The sequence below is a fragment of the Pseudomonas chlororaphis genome (assembly GCA_001023535.1).
GTDB classification, from domain to species: Bacteria; Pseudomonadota; Gammaproteobacteria; order Pseudomonadales; family Pseudomonadaceae; genus Aquipseudomonas; species Aquipseudomonas chlororaphis_E.
In genome coordinates, this window is record CP011020.1 from 3,829,021 (window position 1) to 3,851,473 (window position 22,453).

Sequence of the window (22,453 nt, forward strand, 5' to 3'; positions counted from 1 at the left end):
GATGAACGCGCCTCGATGATCGGAGCAGATCATGCATAACAATAATGAAAACAGCCTTACGCAAATCGAAACCAACGGGGTCGAACAGATCCCGGACCACGAACGCACCGCCGGCCCGGGCGATCTGTTTCGCCTGATCTTCGGCGGCGCCAACACCTTCGCCACCGCCGTGCTGGGCAGTTTCCCGGTGCTGTTCGGCCTGTCGTTCCAGGCCGGGGCCTGGGCGATCGTCCTGGGGGTGTTGGTGGGTTCGATCATCCTCGCCCCCATGGGCCTGTTCGGCCCGCTCAACGGCACCAACAACGCGGTGTCCTCCGGTGCGCACTTCGGTGTGCATGGTCGGATCGTCGGTTCGTTCCTGTCGCTGCTGACCGCCATCGCGTTCTTCTCGTTGTCGGTGTGGAGCTCCGGAGATGCGTTGATCGGCGGCGCCAAGCGGCTGGTCGGCGTCCCGGAAACCGACCTGAGCCTGGGCCTGGCCTACGGCCTGTTCGCCCTGCTGGTGTTGACGGTGTGCATCTACGGCTTTCGCTTCATGCTGTGGGTCAACCGTGTGGCCGTGTGGGCCGCCAGCTTGCTGTTCCTGCTGGGCATCGTGGCGTTCGCGCCGAGCTTCGACAGCCAGTTCGCCGGCACCGTCGGGTTTGGTCAACCGGGCTTCTGGGCGGCGTTCATCGGCGCGGCGCTGGTGGCCATGAGCAACCCGATTTCCTTCGGCGCGTTCCTCGGTGACTGGTCGCGCTACATCCCGCGCCACACCTCCAAGCGGCGCATCATGCTGGCGGTGATCGCCGCACAACTGGCCACCCTGATCCCGTTCCTGTTCGGCCTCGCCACCGCCACCATCGTGGCGATCAAGGCCCCGGACTACATCGCGGCGAACAACTACGTGGGCGGGCTGCTGGCGGTGTCGCCGAGCTGGTTCTTCCTGCCAGTGTGCCTGATCGCGGTGATTGGCGGCATGTCCACCGGCACCACGTCGCTGTATGGCACCGGGCTGGACATGTCCAGCGTGTTCCCACGGCTGTTGTCGCGGGTCAAGGCGACGTTGCTGATCGGCCTGCTGTCGATTGCCTTCATCTTCATCGGGCGCTTCGCCGCGAACCTGGTGCAGAGCGTGTCGACCTTCGCCGTGCTGATCATCACCTGCACCACCCCGTGGATGGTGATCATGATCATCGGCCTGCTGGTGCGACGCGGTTTCTACTGCCCGGACGACCTGCAAGTGTTCACCCGAGGCGAAACCGGCGGACGCTACTGGTTCAACCATGGCTGGAACTGGCGCGGCCTGGGAGCGTGGATCCCCAGCGCACTGGTCGGGCTGTGCTTCGTCAACCTGCCGGGGCAGTTCGTCGGCCCGTTGGGTGAACTGGCCGGTGGCATCGACATCAGCCTGCCGGTGACCCTGGGCCTGGCGTCGGTGGTGTACCTGGTGTTGCTTGGGCTGTTCGCCGAGCCGGCGGCGGTGTATGGGCCGCAGGATCCGCGTAGCAAAGACGCTTCGGTGCCCATCGATCCATCAGCCCTCAGGCAAACCGCCTGATCCGAGACAACGAAATCCCTGTGGCGAGGGAGCTTGCTCCCGCAGGGTCGCGCAGCGGCCCCTTGATGACGACTGCTGCGCAGTCGAGCGGGAGCAAGCTCCCTCGCCACAAAAGCGCGTTCGCATAGAGGCTGGGATGTCATGGATAGCAGCCTCGCCTCGCCTCACACAAAAAAGACAATCGGAGACTCGCCACCATGGCTTTGGACTTAATCGTCGTTCTTCTCTACGCCACGGGCATGATCGCCCTGGGCTGGTATGGCATGCGTCGCGCCAAGACCCGCGACGACTACCTGGTCGCCGGACGCAACCTCGGCCCGGGCTTCTACCTGGGCACCATGGCCGCGACGGTCCTGGGCGGCGCGTCCACCATCGGCATCGTGCGCCTGGGCTATGTCCATGGGATTTCCGGCTTCTGGCTGTGCGGCGCCATCGGCCTGGGCATCGTCGGCCTGAGCCTGTTTCTGGCCAAGCCGCTGCTCAAACTCAAGATCTACACCGTGACCCAGGTGCTGGAGCGCCGCTACAACCCGGCCGCGCGTCACGCCAGTGCGCTGATCATGCTGGTGTATGCGTTGATGATCGGCGCCACCTCGACCATCGCCATCGGCACGGTGATGCAAGTGCTGTTCGGCCTGCCCTTCTGGGTCTCGATCCTGGTGGGCGGTGGCGTGGTGGTGCTGTACTCCACCATCGGCGGCATGTGGTCGCTGACCCTCACCGACATCGTGCAGTTTCTGATCATGACCATCGGCCTGGTGTTCCTGCTGATGCCGATGTCCATCGTCGACGCCGGCGGTTGGGATGCGATGGTGGCGAAACTGCCGGCCAGTTACTTCGATTTCACCGCCATTGGCTGGGACACCATCCTTACCTACTTCCTGATCTACTTCTTCGGGATTTTCATCGGCCAGGACATCTGGCAGCGGGTGTTCACCGCTCGCAGCGAAGGCGTGGCGAAAGTGGCCGGCACCGCCGCCGGTCTGTATTGCGTGCTCTATGGCCTGGCCGGGGCATTGATCGGCATGGCCGCCAAGGTGTTGCTGCCGGACCTTGCCAACGTCAACAACGCCTTTGCCAGCGTGGTCCAGACCAGCCTGCCCAACGGGATTCGCGGGCTGGTGGTCGCCGCTGCCCTGGCGGCCTTGATGTCCACCGCCGCAGCTGGCCTGCTCGCGGCGTCCACCACGGTGGTGCAGGACCTGTTGCCACGTTTGCGCCAAGGCCGTGAAGGCGGCAGCGGCGATGTCCACGAGAACCGCATCGCCACCCTGCTGATGGGGGCATTGGTGTTGGTTATCGCCCTGGTGGTCAGTGACGTCATCAGCGCCCTGACCCTGGCCTATAACCTGTTGGTGGGCGGCATGCTGATCCCGTTGATTGGCGCCATCTACTGGAAACGCGCCACCACCGCCGGCGCGATCAGCAGCATGTCGCTGGGCTTCCTGACGGCGTTGTTCTTCATGGTCAAGGACGGCCTGGACGCCAACACGCCGATCTACTACAGCCTGAGCGTGGCGCTGGTGAGTTTTGTGGTGGTAAGCCTGTTGTCGCCACGAGCGAATGCGGTGGCGAAGATGGTCTGATAATCGGTAAACGACTGTGGGAGCGAGCCTGCTCGCGATGGCGACGTATCAGCCACCACTTACGCTGATACAACGCATTCGCGAGCAGGCTCGCTCCCACAAAAACCGACCTGACAGCTAATCAGCGGCGGCGCGGCTGGCGGCGGCGTTGCTCGTCATCGGTACGGATCGGGACCGGCTGCATCGGCGGTTCGATCAAGCCAAGCGCAACACCCAGGTCGTGAAGCCAGTTCTGGATTTTCTCTTTCATCGTGGTGCCCCCTCAGGGTAATACGAGCGGCAGAATGCTATGGCCCCTTCGCTCTGATAATAGTCCGATGTGTTACGCAATGCTCGTCTCAGTTTGCAATGATCTGTTACTGAATTGATCCAAATCCCACGCCCGGAGTTCAAGCCGATCGAGCCGTCACCGCAGGCACGCGCGGCCAGGCCTGTTGTTGCAATTCAATCCAGGCATTCAGGTTGGCGCCCACCATGCCCTTACGCCACATCAGCCAGGTCGTGGCGCTGGCAAACGGCTCGGCCAAGGGGTGCACCGTCACCCGCTCGCGGCCCGGCATGCTGGCCAGCATCGACTCGGACAACAACGCCACCCCGGAGCCAGCGATCACACACGCCAGCATCCCCTGGTAAGACTCGATCTCCATCGCCCGGCCCATGGTCGCGTGGTCATGGGCAAACCAGGCTTCCAGGCGCATGCGGTACGAACAGCCCCGGCGAAACGTGAACACCGAGCGCCCCTGGACATCCAGCGCACTGCGCACCGGCGGGTGATCGGCTTCGGTGATCACCACCAGCCGCTCGTCGCACAGCGGCACGCCGTCCAGCCCCGCCAGCTCCAGCGGGCCATCCACCAGCGCGGCATCAAGGCGCCCGGTGAGCAAGCCTTCGAGCAGTTCGCCGCTGGGCCCGGACTGCACCTGCAGGTTCACCGCCGGGTAAGTACGGTGATAAGCGGCCAGAAGGTCCGGCAAGTGAATCGCCGCGGTGCTGTACATCGTGCCCAACACAAAATCCCCGGCCGGTTGCCCACCCTGCACCGCCGCGTGGGCTTCGTCGTGCAGGGCAAAAAGCTTGCTCGCATAGTCCAGCAGGACTTTTCCCGCCGGTGACAACTGCAAGCGCTGACGCTCGCGCAAGAAAAGATCCACCCCCAGCTGTTCTTCCAGCTGCTTGAGCCGGGTCGAGAGGTTCGACGGCACCCGGTGCAAGCGTTCGGCCGCCCGGGTGATGGATCCTTCCTCGGCCACGGCCTGGAAAATCCGCAATTGGCTGAACTCCACGACATTCTCCAAAAAAGAACAAGTTACTCACTATTATTCATTTTTAATGAAAGTCAATCGGTTCTAGCCTGACAGTCATTCGCCTCGACGCTGGAGAACGACATGTCACCTCTCACTCGCCTGCTCGGCAGCTTCATCGCCTTGATGATGGCCATGGGCATTGGTCGCTTTGCCCTGACGCCCCAGTTACCTCATCTCATCGGCGAGGGCCAGGTCGACTTGACCGCCGCCGGTCTGATTGCCGCCGCCAACTACCTGGGTTACTTCCTCGGCGCGCTGGATGCGATGTTCGCCCGTCGTGCGGAACAGGTGAGGCGCCGGTTGCTCGGCGGCCTGTGGCTGTGCGTGCTGCTGACCCTGGCATCGTTCTGGGCCTGGGGCTTCTGGCCGCACCTGGCGCTGCGTTTCGGCACGGGCGTGGCGAGTGCCTGGGTGCTGGTGATGATCACGGCCTTGAGCCAGCCCTTGGCCGCGGCGGCCGGACGCCCTCGCCTCGGTGCCCTGGTGTTTGCCGGCCCAGGCCTGGGGATTGCGCTGACCGGCTTGCTCGCCCTGGGCTCGAACCTGCTGGGCCAGGCCTCCGCCACCCTGTGGCTGGTCTACGCCGGCGTGGCGTTGGCGATGCTGCTCGGAATCCTGCCGATCCTGCCGCAGCCCGCCGCAACCGCCGCCGTCGCAGCGCCGCCCCGCCATTCACCCAGCCGTGGCATTGCCCGCCTTGGTGTGGTGTACGCCCTCTACGGCGTGGGCTACATCATCCCGGCCACGTTTCTGTCGCAAATGGCCTCGGCCCAATTCCACGGGCAATGGCAGGCTGACCTGTTCTGGCCCAGCTTTGGCCTGGCCGCCGCGCTGGGCGTGCTGCTGGTCAGCCGGCGTCGCCCGGACCCGAACACCACCGGTCGCTGGTTGATCGGCACGCTCTGGCTGCAGGCCGCCGGGGTGTTCGCCTGCCTGCTGGGCAGCGGCTTGGGGCTGGCACTGGGGGTCCTACTCTGCGGCGCGCCGTTCCTGGCCTGTATGCAACTGGTGATGCTGCGCTCGCGGGAACTGGCTCCCCACGCCACCCAGCGCAACGCCGGGTTGCTGACCGCCTGCTTTGCCGTGGGCCAGCTCAGCGGCCCACTGCTCGCGGCACTGAGCAGCCATTTCAGCGGTGGGTTGCAACCGGCACTGATCATCGCCGGCAGCGGCCTGGTGCTGGCCGGCGGGCTGTTGCTGCGGCCCGCCAGCCAGGCTGCGGCGAGCCCCTGCCCTCGCACCATCCTGCGTTGATCAGGCCTGGCCGGCCGGGTTGAGCGAGGGACCGCGCTGCAAGATCGACTCGCGCCGCGCCAGGGCGAAGTACAGCGCGCCCCCAAGCAGGCAACCGGTGAACCAGGCAAAGTTGGCCATCGGTTGCAGCACCGGCGTAAAGGTAATCGCCACCCCCACTAGCGTCGCCGCGATCATGGCCTTGACCGCCGTCCAGTTAATGCCGCCGCTGTAGTAATAACGCCCGCTTGGCCCGTCATTGAACAGCGCATCCACATCGATGTGCTGTTTCTTGATCAGGTAGTAGTCCGCCAGCAGGATCCCGAACAACGGGCCAATGAACGCCGCCAGCACGTCCAGGGTGTAATGGATCACCTCCGGGTTGTTGAACAGGTTCCACGGCGTGATGAAAATCGAGGCCACGGCGGCAATCATGCCGCCGGCGCGCCAACTGATCTTGCTCGGCGCGACGTTGGCGAAGTCAAACGCGGGAGACACGAAGTTGGCGACGATGTTGATGCCGATGGTCGCGGTGACGAAGGCAAAGGCCCCCAGCAGCACAGCCACATCGTTGTCGATGCGCGCCACGGTGGCGATCGGGTCGTGGAGCATTTCGCCGAACACGGGCAGGGTCCCGGAAACAATCACTACCGTGACCAGGGAGAACGCCAGGAAATTCACCGGCAGCCCCCAGAAATTGCCTCGGCGCACGTCAGACATGCTCCGGCAATAACGGCTGAAATCGCCAAAATTGAGGGTCGGACCGGAAAAGTACGACACCACCAGCGCCGTCGCCACGATCACCTGGCCGACCGCCTGCCAGCCCGACAAGGACTTTTCCGCCAGCGTGAAGCTGATGTTGCTCCAACCGGCCTTCCACACGATCCAGCCGGCCAACAGGAACATCACCGCATAGACCACTGGCCCGGCCCAGTCGATGAACCGGCGGATCGAGTCCATCCCGGTCCAGAACACCAACGCCTGGACGCACCAAAGGCCGAGGAAGCCGAACCAGCCCAGGTAGGACAGGCCGGCAAACTGCGGCTCGGCGTAGGCCTGCATCGAAGGAAAGAACCGCAGCACCACGATGATCAACGCGCTGGAAGCCAGGTAGGTCTGGATGCCATACCAGGCCACGGCAATCAAACCGCGGATGACCGCCGGAATGTTCGCCCCGAAGACCCCGAACGCCAGCCGACAGATCACCGGGTACGGCACCGCCGCCTGCTGGCTCGGCCTGGCGACCAGGTTGGCGATCAACTGCACGATGCAAATCCCGCCCAGCAAGGCAATCAACACCTGCCAACTGGCCAGGCCCAACGCGAACAGGCTGGCGGCAAAGACATAACCGCCCACGCTGTGCACATCGCTCATCCAGAACGCGAAGATGTTGTACCAATTCCATTTCTGCGGCAGCGGGCCCAGGTCCTCGTTGTAGAGGCGGGGGCTGTAGCCGTTGGGCAATTGCTTGGACATTGCGGGGCTCCTTTTGAGTACCGCCGTGCCCCCGCATCAACCTGCTCACCATACTGCGCACGGGAGCCGGCATGGTTTGTATACGAAACGCTACGCAGAATGCGTGCCACAGGAAGTGGATGTGCGACAAAACGCGGTGTACAGCGAAGAATCCAACCGCGCAGACAGGTGCCTACGCCCACGAACAGGGCGTGAGTGCATGCTAAAGGTGCAGTTTTTTGTATACAGCGAAGATCTCGTGGTGAGGGAGCTTGCTCCCGCGGGGCTGCGAAGCAGGCCTAAAACACGTGTGCTCAATCAAAACTGACACACCGAGGGGCATGGTCGAGGGGCCGCTTCGCGACCCAGCGGGAGCAAGCTCCCTCGCCACCGGAGATACGGATTGCTGCCCAGAGGCACATGCTTTGTGCCACAGGGCCGCAAGCGTGATGGGTGCTCAGCTCAATTCAATGCGATCAGCATGAATGACAATCTGCCCATTCTTGTACAGCGCGCCAATGGCTTTCTTGAAGTTGCCCTTGCTCACGCCAAACAGGCTGCTGATCAGCGCCGGATCGCTCTTGTCGCTGACCGCCAGGGTGCCGTTGTTCTCGCGCAACTTGGCGAGGATCTTGGCGTTCAGGCTGGTGGCGGCTTCCTGGCCCACCGGCTGCAGGCTCAAGCTGATCTTGCCGTCCGGACGGACTTCCTTGATGAAGCCTTTTTCCTGCTTGCCGGCACGCATGAACTTGAAGATTTCGTTCTTGTGGATCAAGCCCCAGTGCTTGTTGTTGATGATCGCCTTGAACCCCATGTCGGTGGCCTCGGCCACCAGCAAATCCACTTCCTGGCCCGGCGTGTAGTTGGCCGGTGTCTTGTCCAGGTAACGGTCCAGGCGAGCGGTGGCGGTAATGCGGCGGGTGTGCTTGTCCAGGTAGACGTGCACCACGCAGTAATCGCCAGCGCTCAACTGGCGCTTTTCCTCGGAGTACGGCAGCAGCAAGTCCTTGGGCAGGCCCCAGTCGAGGAACACGCCAATGCTGTTGACTTCAACCACTTTCAGGCTGGCGAACTCACCGACCTGGACTTTGGGCTTTTCCGTGGTCGCGATCAGTTTGTCGTCGCTGTCCAAATAAATAAAAACATTGAGCCAGTCTTCATCTTCGCTGGGAATATCCTTGGGGATATAACGGTTGGGCAGCAGAATTTCGCCGTCCGGCCCGCCGTCCAGATATAAACCGAAGTTAGTGTGTTTAACCACTTGCAGACTGTTGTAGCGCCCGATTAAAGCCATTTCCAATACCCTCATTGCGTGGGCGGCATTCTACCCGGTTTTGCGACGCGGTTCGTGGCCGTCACGCGCTTTGCCGGGAAGGCCCGCGCAACCGTTGATTTTCCTGGCTTTTCGCTCGAACAGTGGCCATTCGTCAGACCAGTGACGGAGCCGAACGCCAGCCCGCGGCGTTATATTTTCCGCACCGTTGTTATTTAAAACAGAGGGTTAGGGCAACAATGGCTGGATTATCCGGGTGCCATTTGCACTTGGGCAGTACGCCTCGCGGGGGATATTTCCCAAGCTATTGTCAAGTATTTCCTGTACGATACCTGGCCCAATTAATGATCTATAGGTTAATGGCCGTCATGCGCGTAAAAGCATCCAACAGCAAAGCAAAGCCAGCTCCAGCCGTTGAAACCAGCGAGTCGATCAACGACCAGATCGCGGCGTTCCTCAAGTCCGGCGGCGAGATCCAGCAAATTGCCAAAGGTGTCAGCGGCCAGACGTTCGGCCCGTCCAAGCAGATCAGCCTGGGCAAGAAGTAACCTGCGCCTCACCTTGTCCCAAAGCGCTTTGAGCTTCGAAGCGCTTGGACTGGAAAATCCCTTCCCTGCCTCCTGCATTTCCCACGAATCGACGAACGGCCATCGCTGCCGAGTATTCGCCGGTATCCTTGCACCTCTCTAGCTCAAGCGTTTCAGCTTAGTTTCCGTTCCTGCTCCTCGCTAATTCCGGAGTGAAGCATGCGCTTTCCTGTTGCTGTGCTGACGACCAGCCTGATGACATGTTCCCTGGCCTATGGGCAGGTCTTCCAGCGCGAGCTTGGCGACTTCGACCTCAAGCTTGGCACCACGCCGACCCGCAGCATGGCCCAGGGCCTGGTGACCCAATCGAGCACCGGCTCGTTCCATGGCGGCCTGGACCTGAGCCACGACAGCGGCTGGTACGCCGGCCAATGGTCCCCGAGCGCCGGTCTGACGTCGGACCTTGAAGTCGATTCCTACATGGGCTTTAAACACCCCTTCGACCAGACACTGGGCTATGAAGTCGGCCTGATCCATTACAGCTATCCCACCGCCGATACCCTCGACAGCCAGGGATTCTTCGGCGGCCTGACCGTACTCGGCAGCCGCTTCGGTGCCGCCTTGAGCAACGATCCGGATAAGCTGAACAGCACGCTGTTTGCCGACCTTGGCGGCAACGTGCCCTTCGGCATCGGCATCAGCGCCAAGTACACCACCCACCAGCTCAACACGCCCGTGTCGGTGGACAACGGTTATGTCAGCAGTTTCAGTGACTGGTCGCTGAAAATTTCCCGCCCCTGGAAAGGGCTCGACCTGGACCTGATCTACAGCGACTCGAGCCTCAGCGGCAGCAGCTGCTCGGCCTATTCCGGGCACAACAGCCAGTGCGACAGCCTGCTGACCCTCAAGATGGCCCACCCTTTTTACTAGGCTATGTACGAAATAGCTTGAAACTTGGTTATGCGGCGTTAAAAACCGGCTCGGAATGCTCATTGACAACCAGTCAAGTCGAGCGCGACCCCGGTCGTTCCAAGCCGGTTTTTGCCTTGCCTAACCTGCGTTTCAAACTATTTCGTACACAGCCTAGGCGTTACGCTTTTAATCGGCTGAACTGCCGCGCGTCTGCAATGCTCCAACAAAGCACCTACGCCCTCGCAAGGACTCGCTCATGTCGCGCTGGTTAACACGCACCGCCCTGTTCATCGCCGTGCTATTGACGCTCACCGCCTGCAGCCGGGTAGGCCTGGCCTACCGCAACCTCGACCTGATCATCCCGTGGACCCTCAATGACTACCTGGAAATCAACGGCGAGCAAAAAGACTGGTTCAACGAACGCCTCAAGCAACACCTGAGCTGGCACTGCACCACGCAGCTACCGGGCTACCTCGACTGGCTGGACCGCCTCAAGACCATGGTGCAAACCAACCAGGTGACCGATACCGCCCTGCAACAGCGCACTCAGGAAGCCAAGGCCGCCATCGCCGAAACCGCCCGGGAAATCACCCCGTCGGCCATCCAGTTGCTCCAGGGGCTTAGCGACGAACAAGTGGCGGACATGGACGCCGCCTTCGTCAAGGACCAGCGCAAGCGCCAGGAGGAATACCTCAAGCCGTCATTGCAGGAGCAAATCCAGGCGCGCAGCAAACGCATGGAGAAACGCCTGAACGACTGGCTCGGCCCAATCAACGAGGCTCAGCGTCAACGTGTGATGGCATGGTCCACTGCCCTCGGCGACCAGAACCAACAATGGATCGCCAACCGCGCCCACTGGCAGAACCAGTTCAGCCAAGCCGTGGCCCAACGCCACAGCCCCGATTTCCCGCAGCGCATCGAGCAACTGCTGGTCAACCGCGAAAGCCTCTGGACACCGGCCTATCGCGAAGCCTTCAGCAAGACCGAAGCCCAGGCCCGCAGCCTGCTGATCGACCTGCTGGCCGAAAGCACCCCGCCCCAGCGCGAGCGTTTGCTGAAGAAAATCGACGGGGTAAAGAAGGACTTCAGCGACTTGAAATGCCTGAAATCGGCACGCTCTTGAAACCACAAAAAATCCAATGTGGGAAACGGGCTTGCCCGCGAATGCGATCTACCAGCTAACGATCATGTTGGCTGACACGGCGCATTCGCGGGCAAGTCCGCTCCCACAAACAAGGCGCACACCCATCAGGCAATCTGCGCCTTCGAAGCCAAGTCATCGAACGTGAACTCATCCAGCGCATCGTCCTGCTCATCCAGCACCTGGCGTGGGTGATCATTGCCCGGAATGCTGCTGTCGATCAGGCTCAGCAAGCGCGAACCGCGGGGCGTGAGCACGAAGTTTTCGCCATTACCGCCTTCTTCCTCCGGCCGAGGTTCAATGAAGCCACGCTCCAGCAGCAGCTTTTCATACTCCCCGGCAACCGCTTTCAGATGATCGAGATTCTCGATCTCCTCGCCCTGCGCCGCCTTGGCCGCCGCGTGCTGCTCCGCATAAGGCCGAGGGGTAAAGCTGTGGCCGGCGCCGTTTTGCACTTCGTGCAGCAGCCGTTCGATCAAGTCCCAGTTATAAGTCGTCATCCTGGTCCATCCTCCAAAGAGTGAGATGCCTTCCCAGCGTCCTGTTTCGCAAATACAAGACACTAAGGGTGTGACCGAGACGCTGCGCCGCCGTTCAGCCGGGCTTCCCGACGGGCCATTTCATCTGCCGACCAACGGTCTGTCGAATTCACACACAGCCAAACGACCACTGACACAAGCACCTGCTGAACGACCCTGCCTACAGGAGAAATCATCATGAACGTCGAGAATCATCCAGTCGTCTCGCGGGAAGAATGGCTCGCTGCGCGCCGCGAACACCTGGCCCACGAAAAAGCCTTCACCCGCGAACGGGACAGACTCAGCGCCGAACGCCGCGCCCTGCCCTGGGTCAAGATCGACAAACCCTATCGCTTCCAGAGCCCCCACGGCGAACTCAGCCTGGCCGACCTGTTCGACGGCCGTAGCCAACTGGTCGTCTACCACTTCATGTTCGGCCCCGGCTGGAAAGAAGGTTGCCACGGCTGCTCCTTCCTGTCCGACCACATCGACGGCGCCAACCAACACCTCGCCCATCACGACGTGGCGGTGGTCGCCGTCTCCCGCGCATCCTTTGCCGAATTCCAGCCGTTCAAGCGCCGCATGGGCTGGGCCTTCGACTGGGTCTCCTCAAACGGTTGCGACTTCAACGACGACTTCGGCGTCAGCTTCAAAGCCGAAGACACTGCTGCCGGAACGGCCACCTACAACTACGAAAAAACCGACACCGCCGAAGGCGAACTCCCTGGCCTGAGCGTCTTCTATCGCAACCAAGCCGGCGAGATCTTTCACACCTACTCCACCTATGCCCGAGGTTTGGACATGCTGGTCGGGACCTACCACTACCTTGACCTCACGCCGAAGGGTCGTAATGAGGACGAAATCATGGACTGGGTACGGCATCACGATAAGTACGACGAGGCCAAGCCACACAGCTGCTGCCACGACTGATGCGCCAACCCGCACAAGTCGAGCGCGATCCCTGTGGCGAGGGAGCTCGCTCCCGCTCGACTGCGTAGCAGGCGCCCGCGATGCCTGAATCAACACCACCACTTGAATGTGATTGGAAACGATTGCGGCCGCAGGAAGAACAATAATGAAAACGGACGACCTGATTCGCCCGTTTCATTGCTGGATCCTTTATTGCCGGTGTTTTTGCTGCGCTTGCATGTACTGACGCAGAAGTTGATTGATGCGCGTCTGGTAACCAGCGCCCTGCCCCTTGAACCACTCCAGCACATCGGAGTCGAGGCGAATGGTCACCGCTTGTTTTGTTGGAACACGCAGCTCCGCGTGGCGGAAGAAATCCTCACCCAGCTCAGGAATATCGCTGGTATCGATGTTCGGGTCATTCAACTTGGCCAGGCGCTCCCAGTCAGTTTTCGATGTTTTCGCCATACCGTATGGCCTCCTGCTTATGGCTTTTCGGAAGGAGATGATGCAGATCACATCGCCCCGCAGCTCGATGTACACGACCATGCCAATCATCGATTTGATCAAGCCAATGGTTCGACGCATGGCGCCTCTTCACCGAAGACTACTGCCGAAACCGTTCCTCTTAAATCAGACGCATCCCGTAAAAAAGTAAGAAAGAACCCGCACAGACGTGGAAACCTCCTGCGAAACAGACGGACAGAATTACAGCAGGTCGTAGTGAAGGAAACGGGGACTTGCTCCGCTCCCGTGATGAAGTATGAAGACGCCAAGCCACATGGCTGCTCATACGGCTAAAAACCAATCCTTAGGCCGAGCATCGCTCCGTGGCGAGGGAGCTTGCTCCCGCTCGATTGCGTAGCAGGCGCCTGCGGTGCCTGACCCGCGGCAGCCCCAAAAGCCGACTGATGCACGGCCAAAGGTCCTACACAAAGCTCGGAAAGTGGCGTCTTGTGGCTCGGGAATGGGTCGGCCTATAGTCCCCCGTCGCCCCAAAAGGCGATTCGGGTTTGGCGACCCGACTACAGAGAATGCGAAAGCTACCAGCTCATTGCAGGTACCGACGCACCCGCAAAGCCGCTATATTCCACGGCGGCTGTGCGCGGGAGATCTTCGGATCTACCGGTTTTCTCTGTAACCGGTTCGCCAACCTGCGCACAGCCACCACCCAATTGTTTGGCGACGACTGAGTGATGGCTTTCAGCCAATCAAACAGAGATCTTCAAAATGAATCGATACATGCCCATCACCGGCATCGACTGCGTCCCCGCCACCCTGCTCATCGACACCGAAGCTCCACTCGACGTCCTTTTCGAAACCGCCGACTACCGTATTCGGACCGTGACTCAGGTGTTGGAGAACATCGCGTTTCGTTCGGATATCAGCTCCGACACCATCGTGCTTTCCGACTTCTGCAAACTGCTGACAGTATCGTTGCGCGATGGGTGCGACGTAATGGATGTAATTGGAAGACGGTTGCGAGCGCAGGCGGCGGAATAATGAAAATGGGCGACCTGTTGGTCGCCCATTTCGCATTTGTAAACTGAATCAGAGGCTAGGTGCACTCGCAACAGGAATGCGCTGCTGAGGCTGCGTGGTGTCATAGACATGCAGTTCACAGCCCTGACCTACAAACTGAAACTCCGCCAAGTAAACCTTACCTTTCTAGGGCGTGAACGTGGGGTTGATCGGGATCAGCTTGTACTTCCAACTGTGAGAAGTGCTTCAAGGCTGCGCAATGCTACTACCTTCACCTGATCCAACCTCAAACACACTTGAAGCCACACCCATCAAACAACCATACTTTTTTTATACACCACACCCTCCCCTTCATTGAACGCATAGACGCTATCGTACTGAAAGGAAAGAACGAAGCGCACCGAGGACTTTAACGATAATTCCTCCATCACATGCCTGATCTCGCGCCAACTCTGCTCCAGTTTATGCAGGGGGCAATGAAATGCCCCCATGACACCAACAAGCCAATCCACGACCCACCCCTCAGCTGACACAACACTGGGCGGTTCGACCAATTCAAAATAAAAGAAGCAGTTCGAATCAGAAAAATGGCCTTCTAACGAGTTTTTCTCCACTGTTACAGTATTGGCAATGTTCTGCACAACATGCCGAATAACTTCCAGCGTGGCACCCGCCTCAATTTCCATGAACATAGTGATTGTCATCGCTGGACCTCAATCAAAAAAGGGACAGATTCTGAGGGATCCCCACAAATCTACTCCAGTGCCTGCGCCTCTTGATGTACCTCTGCGCGCAGCGCGTGCTCAAGCCTCTCCAAGGTGCTTCGAGAATTTGAGCCGCGTCCGCTGCGCCAGTATTCCAAGCCCAGCCGCCACAGCGATAGCACACGTCGGCGTTTAAGGCTGTTGCTTTGAAATCGGCGCTCATGACCCGCCTGACGGGCCTGCAATCCCGTTAAACAAATGATGTAATTAGCCAGAGCCGAGATCAGCAAAAGCACTTCGATTCGGCGTGGACAGCGACTCCGATGGCGAGTGATGCCTACGCCAAAATACTCACTTTTTACATCCCTGAAGCCTTCTTCTATCTGCATGCGCTGTTTGTAAATGGCCACGATTTTCGATGGGTTCCATTGATCTTCCGGCAGGTTGCTGGCCAACAACCAGGGCTCTCGTTCACGATTGGCCGATTGCCTACTGAGTTTGTTTTTGGCAATTGAGCCGGTGACACGCTGGTGTTTGCGACCCTTTGCCGAATGCCTAACGCAATACAGATGAATGATGTGCGGAGCGCTCTGGGTCATCTCGATCCGTCCCAGTGACTTCGGTGAGGACGATGCCAGAGCGTAGAGGCTTTTAACGGGTACCCAAGTGTCTGCGTCGTTTCGGTAGAGATCCCGATTACGCACACGTCCCACGTAATACCAGCCTTGCGCTTCGACGGCTTTGATCCATGGCCGGCGAAAACCTGCATCAGCCACAAGGATCGGAACGCAGTCTTTGGGGAGTATTTCGGCCAGCGTTTGTAGCAGTCGTTTTTGATATTTCGGACAACCCTCGCGTTCGTGAACACTCTCGTAGATCGGGAACGAACGTCCTGCCAAAGGGATGGCAGCGCGCAACAAAAAGAACTCTCCAGCCGCATCAATAGGTGACCAGTCAACCAGGATCAACGGATGTTTCAGCGAGCTCAGCAATGCTCTCAGCATGACCCAGTAGAACAACGGGCGCTCGGTTTGCAGATGCCGATTACCCAGCAACCGATCCACTCGCTTGATGGTGTGTTTGGGATAGGCTTTGCTCGGCAAGAATCGACCAAGCCCCGTCAGAGTGAGCCGACGTCCTCGGAGTAAAGCGCTGACACAACACATCAACGTTTTCAGACGATGAGAATGAACATCGGGAAGTGCTTGGGCGAGCGCGCTGTGTAAGAATCGGATGGCCTGCATGGGTCGGGATCTTGTTTTGTGTGGTGCAACACAAGCTGCCGATTCATGCAGGTCTCTTCAATATTCCAACTTCTTGATTTTGTGTAAGAAAATTCGGGGATCCCTCAGGGACAGATTTATTTAGCCTCGACCTCGTACCTACACGGATCACCCATAAGCGGAGTCCCGGACACTAGCCTCCTATTCAAACCCCACCCACCCCCATTCCTGATAAACTTCACCCCTCCGCCGTCCCACCCAGATCCCCGATGCCTTTATACCCAGCACCTCAGCAATCCTTGTCTCGGCGCTTCAGCGTGGCGCCTATGATGGATTGGACCGATTAACCGCCGCCCACGCCGCTCTGCTTGCTTAGGTGCGCTACCCCCCCTTTCTGTAGCAATTATTTAGCAATCGCAGCTCTAATTTCACCTAGGCAATCTGGCCGGAGACATAGGAGGCTCGCCAAAGGCCACGCTCTATAGGGATGGGTTATGAGTTTCGTTGGGCTATATCTTCATCTACGGCTTTGCCCACCGCCATCGCGAATTCGCTAAATTCGTTCGCTAAGAGGTGTGCAGCAAATTGGGCGAATTTCTCTAGAACATCAATCGGCTCTACGCTCGGAGTGGATGGCTTTGCACCTTCAATTCGCATAGCACTGAACAACGGGTGGGTCAGGAATATTTGCACGTCCTCGGCAGTCAGCATCGCTTCCAGCCTGTGCGCCAGTCGGTTCCGAACTGCATTGATCTGCCGAAGTCCAGAGACCAGGCCCCTGAGGCGATCATGGCTTGTATCCAGCAGCGACAGCTTCTGCGCGAAAGTTAGCCTAGCCTGTGAGAGGTCACCGAGGCGAGGATTGGCTTTTGCGATGTGCTCGGTTAGGTAGTACTCAACGTACAAGTGCGACCGCAGGATCCGACCGATGTTAGTGACATCCAGCTCCCAGCGGCGGGTCATATCCGTGAGCTCTGTATTGATAACCTTGTGAAATCTCTCCAGACCTCCGAGGTGATCGATCGTCCTTTCGACTAGCCGTTGCATGTCATTTACCAGGGGCATTGGGATTCCTATCGATTAAATTAATTGATTGATACGACAAACACTACGGCAGTCTACGAACGATTTTTTTTCTGGTTAGTATCCGAAAATGCTAGCGGTTCGGATATTCCAGTTCTACTCGAGTCAGAATCGAATTCTGACCGTTGTGACCAGCAGCAACGGAGCGAAAGCAGTCGGTCGAGAACATCCGCTTGACGACAAGAAGCCGACCTTTATGGAAGGGTAACAACCTCCACGGATTTAAGTACCTGTTGCATCTGAGTCAGTACTCCACGGGGCCGGAATGTCCTTTATATTCGACCTGAGCAACGGGTCGATAAGCTCCAGCTACCGAGGTTAGCATAGGGTCGCTCGTAAAGCGGTTTGCTCCATTTGATTTTTCAGCGCTTGAGCGCGGCGGCCTCCAATCGCATTCTTTCCTCCCCTTCCTTTTTTGCTTCCATGAAGGCAATCTACCATCACCTGCCATGACAGAGGCAGGATACTGTGCGGTCCTTCATGGAGTTTTAGGTTATGGGAATCACTACCACATTAGTATCAGCACACTATGACCCAAGCCGGCTTACGTCCGACGTTGTGGTGCTGCCTGTTGCACATCTACAAAAAGATTTAACTATCTATCATTCTTCTGCGCCGTCTCTATTAAAACACCTACAGCGCAGCGGCATAACCTCTGATTACATAGATGAGCCAGAGTCTTTATATGAACAGAGATCGAATGATTGGTTTGGACCATCGCTGATGATTTTTCATTCCGTTTACACCTCCAATCCAGACATTTTCAAGTTACTATTAGAAGCGCTCACGAGCCATTTAAAAAATCTATATCCTTCCGATCCAACACCTAACCTCCGGGTACAAATAAGACTACATAAAGATGATAACAGCCAAACTACTGACGTTCAATTTGAAGGCGACCCAACACACTTCCCCGCTCTTCTAAAAACGCTGGAGAAGACATGGAAAGAAAAATAAGTGAAGTCGAAGCAACTAAATTAGGCTTCGACGAAATAGATGAAGCCTTTTCAAAAACTTTAAAAAAGCAATTACTTGACCTCTACGCAACCACATCAAAAAAAATCATTAAAGACAGACTACACGAGCTATCCCCGCTAATTGAAATTCATCGAAACTACAAATACCAAGCAATTCAAAGAGAAGAAGAGACTGAAGCCAACGTTTTCTTTTTAATGCAATGCATATTTTCCTCGGTCCACTCTGCATTCCTAATGATTAAGCTTCACAAAGATGAGCAAAACCTGGATTCTTGGTGTAGTTTAATTGACGCTATAGAATATATCGACATCGCAACCAGGGTGGCACAAAAGCTAACCGTTAACGCCTGCACACACAACAAACAAGAGATAGCTGAAAATCACGCCATTTTTATCATCAAGAAAAGACTTGATTTATTCTCACATGGTTTATTCAGACCTGACATGATCTTTACTAGCCCCGGAATTATCGAATCAATTGGCGATTGCTCAATTTGTGGTTTGCCATTCCAAAAGTGCGACCACTCCGAGGGCGATATAGAAATGGGCAGATTCTGCCAAAGAATCAATAGAAAAATAATTGACGCCGATCATTCTGCTATTGTCGAGAACCCTAAAGATAGGCGCTGCATTTTTACATCCTCGTTTAATCTCGACAAAGTATCTATCGACTTTTTCAGTAGAGAACCAACGCCTCAATCCAAAGCAAATAACACTTACGAGGCAATAATTCAACACTTAGAAGGTATTAATTTAAGATAATAAATCACCCTGCCAGCACACCCATGTAAAGAAAATACAATACCGATTATTTAAGGAGCCCTACATGAGGCAAGGAAATGCTACTTTTAGACGTGCTCATCCAAGCTGGGCTAACGCTTGTGTCGGTGAGAACGGCGATCCAGGATACGTTGAGTACTCTAAAGGATTTTCTAAGGCTGCAAATATTCTTATTAATGCGGTCCTGGAGGACCACTCAACTCACTTAACAACAGACATCTTTGTCTATCCGATATGCTTCAATATGCGACACTCTGTCGAATTGCGCCTAAAGGGTGCTATATCAGCTCTACAAACTCTAGCAGCGCTCAAGCAAAGAGTTATCAATTTTGATTTTATGGGATCCCATGACATCAATAAAATTTGGACTTTTTTCAAGACCGAATCCGAGAATCTGGACAGCCGATTTCAAAAAACAAACAACCTGTTAGAACCCACGATACTCGACATAGCAGAAGTCGACCCATCAGGGCAAACATTCAGATACCCATTTAGCACTCAATCGACAAAACATCTATCAGAAGTCGCCCTAATTAACTTCGTAGTACTCAACGAGAAATTTAGTGATTTGGAAAAAAACCTTGACGAATTATTGAAAATCTATGAATGGCTTGAACACGAATATAATCAAAGCAAGCCATCCGCACTGCACCGAAACCAGATATTTTTTCTAGCAAAGGAGCTTCCCAATAGAAGCACTTGGAACAATGAAAATTTCGCCATCACAAAAAATTCGATCAGAGCAAGATATAATCTCTCCAGCAACGCACTCTCAAAGATATTGAATCTAATCCAAGACCACTACACGCTCGCCCCACTCATTGGCCTTTATAAGCCGCTCGCAGGAATCGACATTCCCCTTCTCATCGATATCTGTGACATTTGGGTAGAATTCAATGAAGATATTAAGAACTCAGACAGCGAGCCGGAGTCAACAATCACCTATGCCGAGCTGATTAGAGAGGTGCTTATCCAAAGAGATTCCGCGTGGAGCAAATTACAACACCTCGTCACCCCTGAAGTTAATGCAGGTCTTCATGCATTATTTTACTTCGCCTACGATTACGCGTTCACTGAATACTATGAGTCGTTGTATGCAGGTTATCTGCAGGAGATACGCGGCGAGATCGACCACGGTCAGCAGTCAATCCGAGAGCAGTTCATGCATGTTTTTGACAAAACCAATTTTCTTCATCACCTTATGCAGTCGCTCTACGCCCTAGGTCACCGCATCACAGCCGAGCAGATCATTGCCAAGCACGATATCGCTCACGCATTTCACTGGCTCGATAATGCACGAAGCGGCGAATTATTTATGCCTCCTGATTTCGCTCAATACCCTACAGAAATCCTTGCCGACAACTACTAGAACTTCATATGTACAGCATCACTGCATCGTTTAACGACAAAAAATTTTCCATAGCTGATCTAACTTCGTTGTATAGCTTCGACTCATCATTTCTCGGCGCATTCCCCAGTCTGGGTCGGCGGGTACACTAGCTGATCGGAGCAAAAAAGGGGACAGATTTATTTAGTCTCGACCTCGTACCTACACGGATCACAGAAAAAGATCGCCAACAAGCGAAGCCCCGGATACTCGCCTCCTATCCAAACCTCACCGACCCCTTTCCTGATAAACTGCGCCCCCTCGCCTTACCATCCAGATTCCCCGATGCCTTTATACCCAGCACCTCAGCAATCCTTGTCTCGGCGCTTCAGTGTTGCACCCATGATGGATTGGACCGACCCCCACTGCCGCTACTTCCTGCGCATCCTGTCCAAGCACGCCCTGCTTTACACCGAGATGGTCACCACCGGTGCCTTGCTCAACGGGGACCATGAGCGTTTCCTGCGGCATCACGAAGCCGAACATCCCCTGGCGTTGCAGTTGGGTGGCAGTGTTCCGGCCGATCTAGCCGCTTGTTCGCGCATGGCCCAGGAGCACGGTTATGACGAGGTCAATCTCAACGTCGGCTGCCCCAGCGACCGGGTGCAGAACAATATGATCGGCGCGTGCCTGATGGGGCATCCGGGGTTGGTGGCCGATTGTGTGAAGGCCATGCGTGATGCGGTGTCGATTCCGGTGACGGTCAAGCATCGGATCGGGATCAACGGGCGTGACAGTTACGAGCAGTTGTGCGAGTTCGTGGGGACTGTGCGTGACGCTGGCTGTACCAGTTTTACCGTGCACGCGCGGATCGCCATCCTGGAAGGCCTGTCGCCGAAGGAGAATCGCGATATCCCGCCACTGCGTTATGACGTGGTGGCGCGGTTGAAGGCGGATTTTCCAGAGCTGGAAATCGTGCTCAACGGCGGGATCAAGACACTGGCGGCCTGCCATGAGCACCTGCAGACCTTCGACGGGGTGATGCTGGGCCGCGAGGCGTATCACAACCCGTACCTGCTGGCCGAGGTGGACCAACAGTTGTTCGGCAGCACCGCGCCGGTCATCAGCCGGGCCGAGGCGTTGGCGCAGCTGCGACCTTATATCGCCAGTCACCTGGCCGCCGGTGGCGCGATGCACCACATCACTCGCCATGTGCTCGGGCTGGGTACCGGCTTTCCGGGGGCGCGGCGGTTTCGGCAGTTGTTGTCGGTGGACATCCACAAGACCCAGAATCCGTTGGCCCTGCTGGACCAGGCCGGGCAGTTGCTGGAAGGACGCTAACCGTCACTTGCTTTGAACCTGCGTCCGCTTTTGGCATCGTATCTACCGATACCGCCCCGGCCTTTCAAACAGCCGTTTTCAGGTTGTTGCCGCTGGGGCCTTTCGATACCTCTACACGCCCTTGAGTGGCTGCCGGCCCTCGGGTAATGTCAACAGACCCATAGGACAGAGCACACTCATGACTTCCAAGCTGGAACAACTCAAGCAATTCACCACCGTCGTCGCCGATACCGGCGACTTCGAAGCCATCGCCCGCATCAAACCCGTGGACGCCACCACCAACCCTTCCCTGCTGCTCAAGGCCTCGGCCATGAGCGGCTATGCCGAGCTGCTCAATGCCTGCGTGGCAGACTGCAAGGGCGATGTCGGCCTGGCCAGCGACCGTTTTGGCGTGGCAGTGGGCGGGGAAATCCTGAAGGTGATTCCGGGGCGCATTTCCACCGAAGTGGACGCACGTCTTTCGTTCGACACCGACGCCATGCTCAAGCGTGCACATCGCCTGATCGACCTGTATGAAAAGGCCGGCATTGGCCGTGATCGCGTGCTGATCAAGATCGCATCCACCTGGGAAGGCATTCGTGCCGCCGAGCAGTTGGAGCGAGAAGGCATCCAGTGCAACCTGACCTTGCTGTTCTCCTTCGCCCAGGCCGCCGCTTGCGCCGACGCCGGGGTCTTCCTGATCTCGCCGTTCGTAGGCCGTATCTACGACTGGTACAAGAAAGCCAATGGCAACGACTACACCGGCGCCGATGATCCAGGCGTTCAGTCGGTGACGCGCATCTACAACTACTACAAGGCCAATGACTACAAGACCGTGGTCATGGGTGCCAGCTTCCGTAACCTCAACCAGATCGAACAACTGGCCGGTTGCGACCGCTTGACCGTCAGCCCGGAACTGCTGGAGAAACTGGCCGCCGACGAAGGCAAGCTGGAACGCAAGCTGGCGCCAGGGCAGGCTGGGGAAGCACGCCTGAACCTCAATGAAGCGCAATTCCGCTGGTTGTCCAACGAGGACGCCATGGCGACCGAGAAACTGGCCGAAGGTATTCGTCAGTTTGCGCGGGACCAGGAAAAACTGGAAGCGCTGCTGCAAGCCAAGCTTTGAGGTGAGGCACTAGCAAGAAAAAGGGGCGAA

The 22,453-nt window shown here is 57.3% G+C and carries 20 protein-coding genes; 12 read left to right on the forward strand and 8 right to left on the reverse strand.

Annotated features, from left to right (window positions below; genetic code table 11):
* Window positions 1-31: 31 nt before the first annotated feature.
* Both VM99_16945 and VM99_16950 read left to right on the forward strand, forming a co-directional pair.
* On the forward strand, window positions 32-1,543 hold the full coding sequence (locus VM99_16945; protein ID AKJ99674.1) for a nitrate reductase: 1,512 nt from the start codon (window positions 32-34) through the stop codon (window positions 1,541-1,543).
* Window positions 1,544-1,740: 197 nt separating this feature from the next.
* Window positions 1,741-3,129: a sodium:solute symporter gene (locus VM99_16950; GenBank protein ID AKJ99675.1), complete on the forward strand. Its 1,389-nt coding sequence runs from the start codon at window positions 1,741-1,743 to the stop codon at window positions 3,127-3,129.
* 389 nt (window positions 3,130-3,518) lie between these two features.
* On the opposite strand, the gene VM99_16955 is transcribed toward VM99_16950, so the two are convergent.
* Window positions 3,519-4,412 (reverse strand): LysR family transcriptional regulator, encoded by an 894-nt coding sequence (locus VM99_16955; protein ID AKJ99676.1) that lies wholly within the window; start codon window positions 4,410-4,412, stop codon window positions 3,519-3,521.
* A gap of 102 nt (window positions 4,413-4,514) precedes the next feature.
* On the opposite strand from VM99_16955, the gene VM99_16960 reads away from it, so the two are divergent.
* The gene (locus VM99_16960; GenBank protein AKJ99677.1) at window positions 4,515-5,687 is read left to right on the forward strand and encodes a membrane protein; all 1,173 of its coding nucleotides are present in this window, start codon (window positions 4,515-4,517) and stop codon (window positions 5,685-5,687) included.
* On the opposite strand, the gene VM99_16965 is transcribed toward VM99_16960, so the two are convergent.
* Window positions 5,688-7,142, reverse strand: a complete 1,455-nt coding sequence (locus VM99_16965) for a nitrate reductase (protein ID AKJ99678.1) — start codon at window positions 7,140-7,142, stop codon at window positions 5,688-5,690. It lies immediately after the preceding gene.
* 436 nt (window positions 7,143-7,578) lie between these two features.
* Window positions 7,579-8,415, reverse strand: a complete 837-nt coding sequence (locus VM99_16970; protein ID AKJ99679.1) for a GntR family transcriptional regulator — start codon at window positions 8,413-8,415, stop codon at window positions 7,579-7,581.
* A gap of 347 nt (window positions 8,416-8,762) precedes the next feature.
* On the opposite strand from VM99_16970, the gene VM99_16975 reads away from it, so the two are divergent.
* From VM99_16975 to VM99_16985, 3 genes are all read left to right on the forward strand, one after another.
* Window positions 8,763-8,942, forward strand: a complete 180-nt coding sequence (locus VM99_16975; protein AKK01781.1) for a hypothetical protein — start codon at window positions 8,763-8,765, stop codon at window positions 8,940-8,942.
* A gap of 198 nt (window positions 8,943-9,140) precedes the next feature.
* The gene (locus VM99_16980) at window positions 9,141-9,851 is read left to right on the forward strand and encodes a lipoprotein (GenBank protein ID AKJ99680.1); all 711 of its coding nucleotides are present in this window, start codon (window positions 9,141-9,143) and stop codon (window positions 9,849-9,851) included.
* Window positions 9,852-10,089: 238 nt separating this feature from the next.
* On the forward strand, window positions 10,090-10,956 hold the full coding sequence (locus VM99_16985; protein ID AKJ99681.1) for a lipoprotein: 867 nt from the start codon (window positions 10,090-10,092) through the stop codon (window positions 10,954-10,956).
* A 125-nt stretch (window positions 10,957-11,081) separates the two neighbouring features.
* On the opposite strand, the gene VM99_16990 is transcribed toward VM99_16985, so the two are convergent.
* Entirely contained in the window at window positions 11,082-11,474 is a 393-nt protein-coding gene (locus VM99_16990) for a transcriptional regulator (protein AKJ99682.1), read from the reverse strand.
* Between the two features lie 216 nt (window positions 11,475-11,690).
* On the opposite strand from VM99_16990, the gene VM99_16995 reads away from it, so the two are divergent.
* The gene (locus VM99_16995; protein AKJ99683.1) at window positions 11,691-12,422 is read left to right on the forward strand and encodes a thioredoxin; all 732 of its coding nucleotides are present in this window, start codon (window positions 11,691-11,693) and stop codon (window positions 12,420-12,422) included.
* A gap of 189 nt (window positions 12,423-12,611) precedes the next feature.
* On the opposite strand, the gene VM99_17000 is transcribed toward VM99_16995, so the two are convergent.
* Window positions 12,612-12,869: a 3-oxoacyl-ACP synthase gene (locus tag VM99_17000; protein ID AKK01782.1), complete on the reverse strand. Its 258-nt coding sequence runs from the start codon at window positions 12,867-12,869 to the stop codon at window positions 12,612-12,614.
* A 762-nt stretch (window positions 12,870-13,631) separates the two neighbouring features.
* Between VM99_17000 and VM99_17005 the strand changes: the two genes are divergently transcribed.
* On the forward strand, window positions 13,632-13,904 hold the full coding sequence (locus VM99_17005) for a hypothetical protein (protein ID AKJ99684.1): 273 nt from the start codon (window positions 13,632-13,634) through the stop codon (window positions 13,902-13,904).
* A gap of 290 nt (window positions 13,905-14,194) precedes the next feature.
* On the opposite strand, the gene VM99_17010 is transcribed toward VM99_17005, so the two are convergent.
* The 3 genes from VM99_17010 to VM99_17020 all read right to left on the reverse strand — a co-directional run bounded on the left by VM99_17010 (window position 14,195) and on the right by VM99_17020 (window position 16,875).
* Window positions 14,195-14,587, reverse strand: a complete 393-nt coding sequence (locus VM99_17010; protein AKJ99685.1) for a hypothetical protein — start codon at window positions 14,585-14,587, stop codon at window positions 14,195-14,197.
* A 50-nt stretch (window positions 14,588-14,637) separates the two neighbouring features.
* Window positions 14,638-15,831 (reverse strand): transposase, encoded by a 1,194-nt coding sequence (locus VM99_17015; GenBank protein AKJ99686.1) that lies wholly within the window; start codon window positions 15,829-15,831, stop codon window positions 14,638-14,640.
* 471 nt (window positions 15,832-16,302) lie between these two features.
* Window positions 16,303-16,875: a hypothetical protein gene (locus VM99_17020; GenBank protein AKJ99687.1), complete on the reverse strand. Its 573-nt coding sequence runs from the start codon at window positions 16,873-16,875 to the stop codon at window positions 16,303-16,305.
* A 959-nt stretch (window positions 16,876-17,834) separates the two neighbouring features.
* On the opposite strand from VM99_17020, the gene VM99_17025 reads away from it, so the two are divergent.
* From VM99_17025 to VM99_17040, 4 genes are all read left to right on the forward strand, one after another.
* Window positions 17,835-18,632: a hypothetical protein gene (locus VM99_17025; protein ID AKJ99688.1), complete on the forward strand. Its 798-nt coding sequence runs from the start codon at window positions 17,835-17,837 to the stop codon at window positions 18,630-18,632.
* Between the two features lie 64 nt (window positions 18,633-18,696).
* Window positions 18,697-20,019 carry a hypothetical protein gene (locus VM99_17030; GenBank protein ID AKJ99689.1) on the forward strand — a complete coding sequence of 441 codons (1,323 nt, stop codon included), beginning with the start codon at window positions 18,697-18,699 and terminating at the stop codon, window positions 20,017-20,019.
* Between the two features lie 363 nt (window positions 20,020-20,382).
* Window positions 20,383-21,318, forward strand: a complete 936-nt coding sequence (locus tag VM99_17035) for a tRNA-dihydrouridine synthase A (GenBank protein AKJ99690.1) — start codon at window positions 20,383-20,385, stop codon at window positions 21,316-21,318.
* Between the two features lie 178 nt (window positions 21,319-21,496).
* Window positions 21,497-22,423, forward strand: coding sequence for a transaldolase (locus VM99_17040; GenBank protein AKJ99691.1), 927 nt, complete (start codon window positions 21,497-21,499; stop codon window positions 22,421-22,423).
* The last annotated feature ends 30 nt before the right edge of the window (window positions 22,424-22,453 follow it).

Coding starts and splice junctions, on each gene's coding strand:
- VM99_16950 (AKJ99675.1), top strand. CDS start 1,741: ATGGCTTTGGACTTAATCGTCGTTCTTCTCTACGCCACGGGCATGATC.
- VM99_17005 (AKJ99684.1), top strand. CDS start 13,632: ATGAATCGATACATGCCCATCACCGGCATCGACTGCGTCCCCGCCACC.
- VM99_16995 (AKJ99683.1), top strand. CDS start 11,691: ATGAACGTCGAGAATCATCCAGTCGTCTCGCGGGAAGAATGGCTCGCT.
- VM99_16985 (AKJ99681.1), top strand. CDS start 10,090: ATGTCGCGCTGGTTAACACGCACCGCCCTGTTCATCGCCGTGCTATTG.
- VM99_17010 (AKJ99685.1), bottom strand. CDS start 14,587: ATGACAATCACTATGTTCATGGAAATTGAGGCGGGTGCCACGCTGGAA.
- VM99_16975 (AKK01781.1), top strand. CDS start 8,763: ATGCGCGTAAAAGCATCCAACAGCAAAGCAAAGCCAGCTCCAGCCGTT.
- VM99_17015 (AKJ99686.1), bottom strand. CDS start 15,831: ATGCAGGCCATCCGATTCTTACACAGCGCGCTCGCCCAAGCACTTCCC.
- VM99_16970 (AKJ99679.1), bottom strand. CDS start 8,415: ATGGCTTTAATCGGGCGCTACAACAGTCTGCAAGTGGTTAAACACACT.
- VM99_17000 (AKK01782.1), bottom strand. CDS start 12,869: ATGGCGAAAACATCGAAAACTGACTGGGAGCGCCTGGCCAAGTTGAAT.
- VM99_17035 (AKJ99690.1), top strand. CDS start 20,383: ATGGATTGGACCGACCCCCACTGCCGCTACTTCCTGCGCATCCTGTCC.
- VM99_16965 (AKJ99678.1), bottom strand. CDS start 7,142: ATGTCCAAGCAATTGCCCAACGGCTACAGCCCCCGCCTCTACAACGAG.
- VM99_16980 (AKJ99680.1), top strand. CDS start 9,141: ATGCGCTTTCCTGTTGCTGTGCTGACGACCAGCCTGATGACATGTTCC.
- VM99_16990 (AKJ99682.1), bottom strand. CDS start 11,474: ATGACGACTTATAACTGGGACTTGATCGAACGGCTGCTGCACGAAGTG.
- VM99_17020 (AKJ99687.1), bottom strand. CDS start 16,875: ATGCCCCTGGTAAATGACATGCAACGGCTAGTCGAAAGGACGATCGAT.
- VM99_17040 (AKJ99691.1), top strand. CDS start 21,497: ATGACTTCCAAGCTGGAACAACTCAAGCAATTCACCACCGTCGTCGCC.
- VM99_16945 (AKJ99674.1), top strand. CDS start 32: ATGCATAACAATAATGAAAACAGCCTTACGCAAATCGAAACCAACGGG.
- VM99_16960 (AKJ99677.1), top strand. CDS start 4,515: ATGTCACCTCTCACTCGCCTGCTCGGCAGCTTCATCGCCTTGATGATG.
- VM99_17025 (AKJ99688.1), top strand. CDS start 17,835: ATGGAAAGAAAAATAAGTGAAGTCGAAGCAACTAAATTAGGCTTCGAC.
- VM99_17030 (AKJ99689.1), top strand. CDS start 18,697: ATGAGGCAAGGAAATGCTACTTTTAGACGTGCTCATCCAAGCTGGGCT.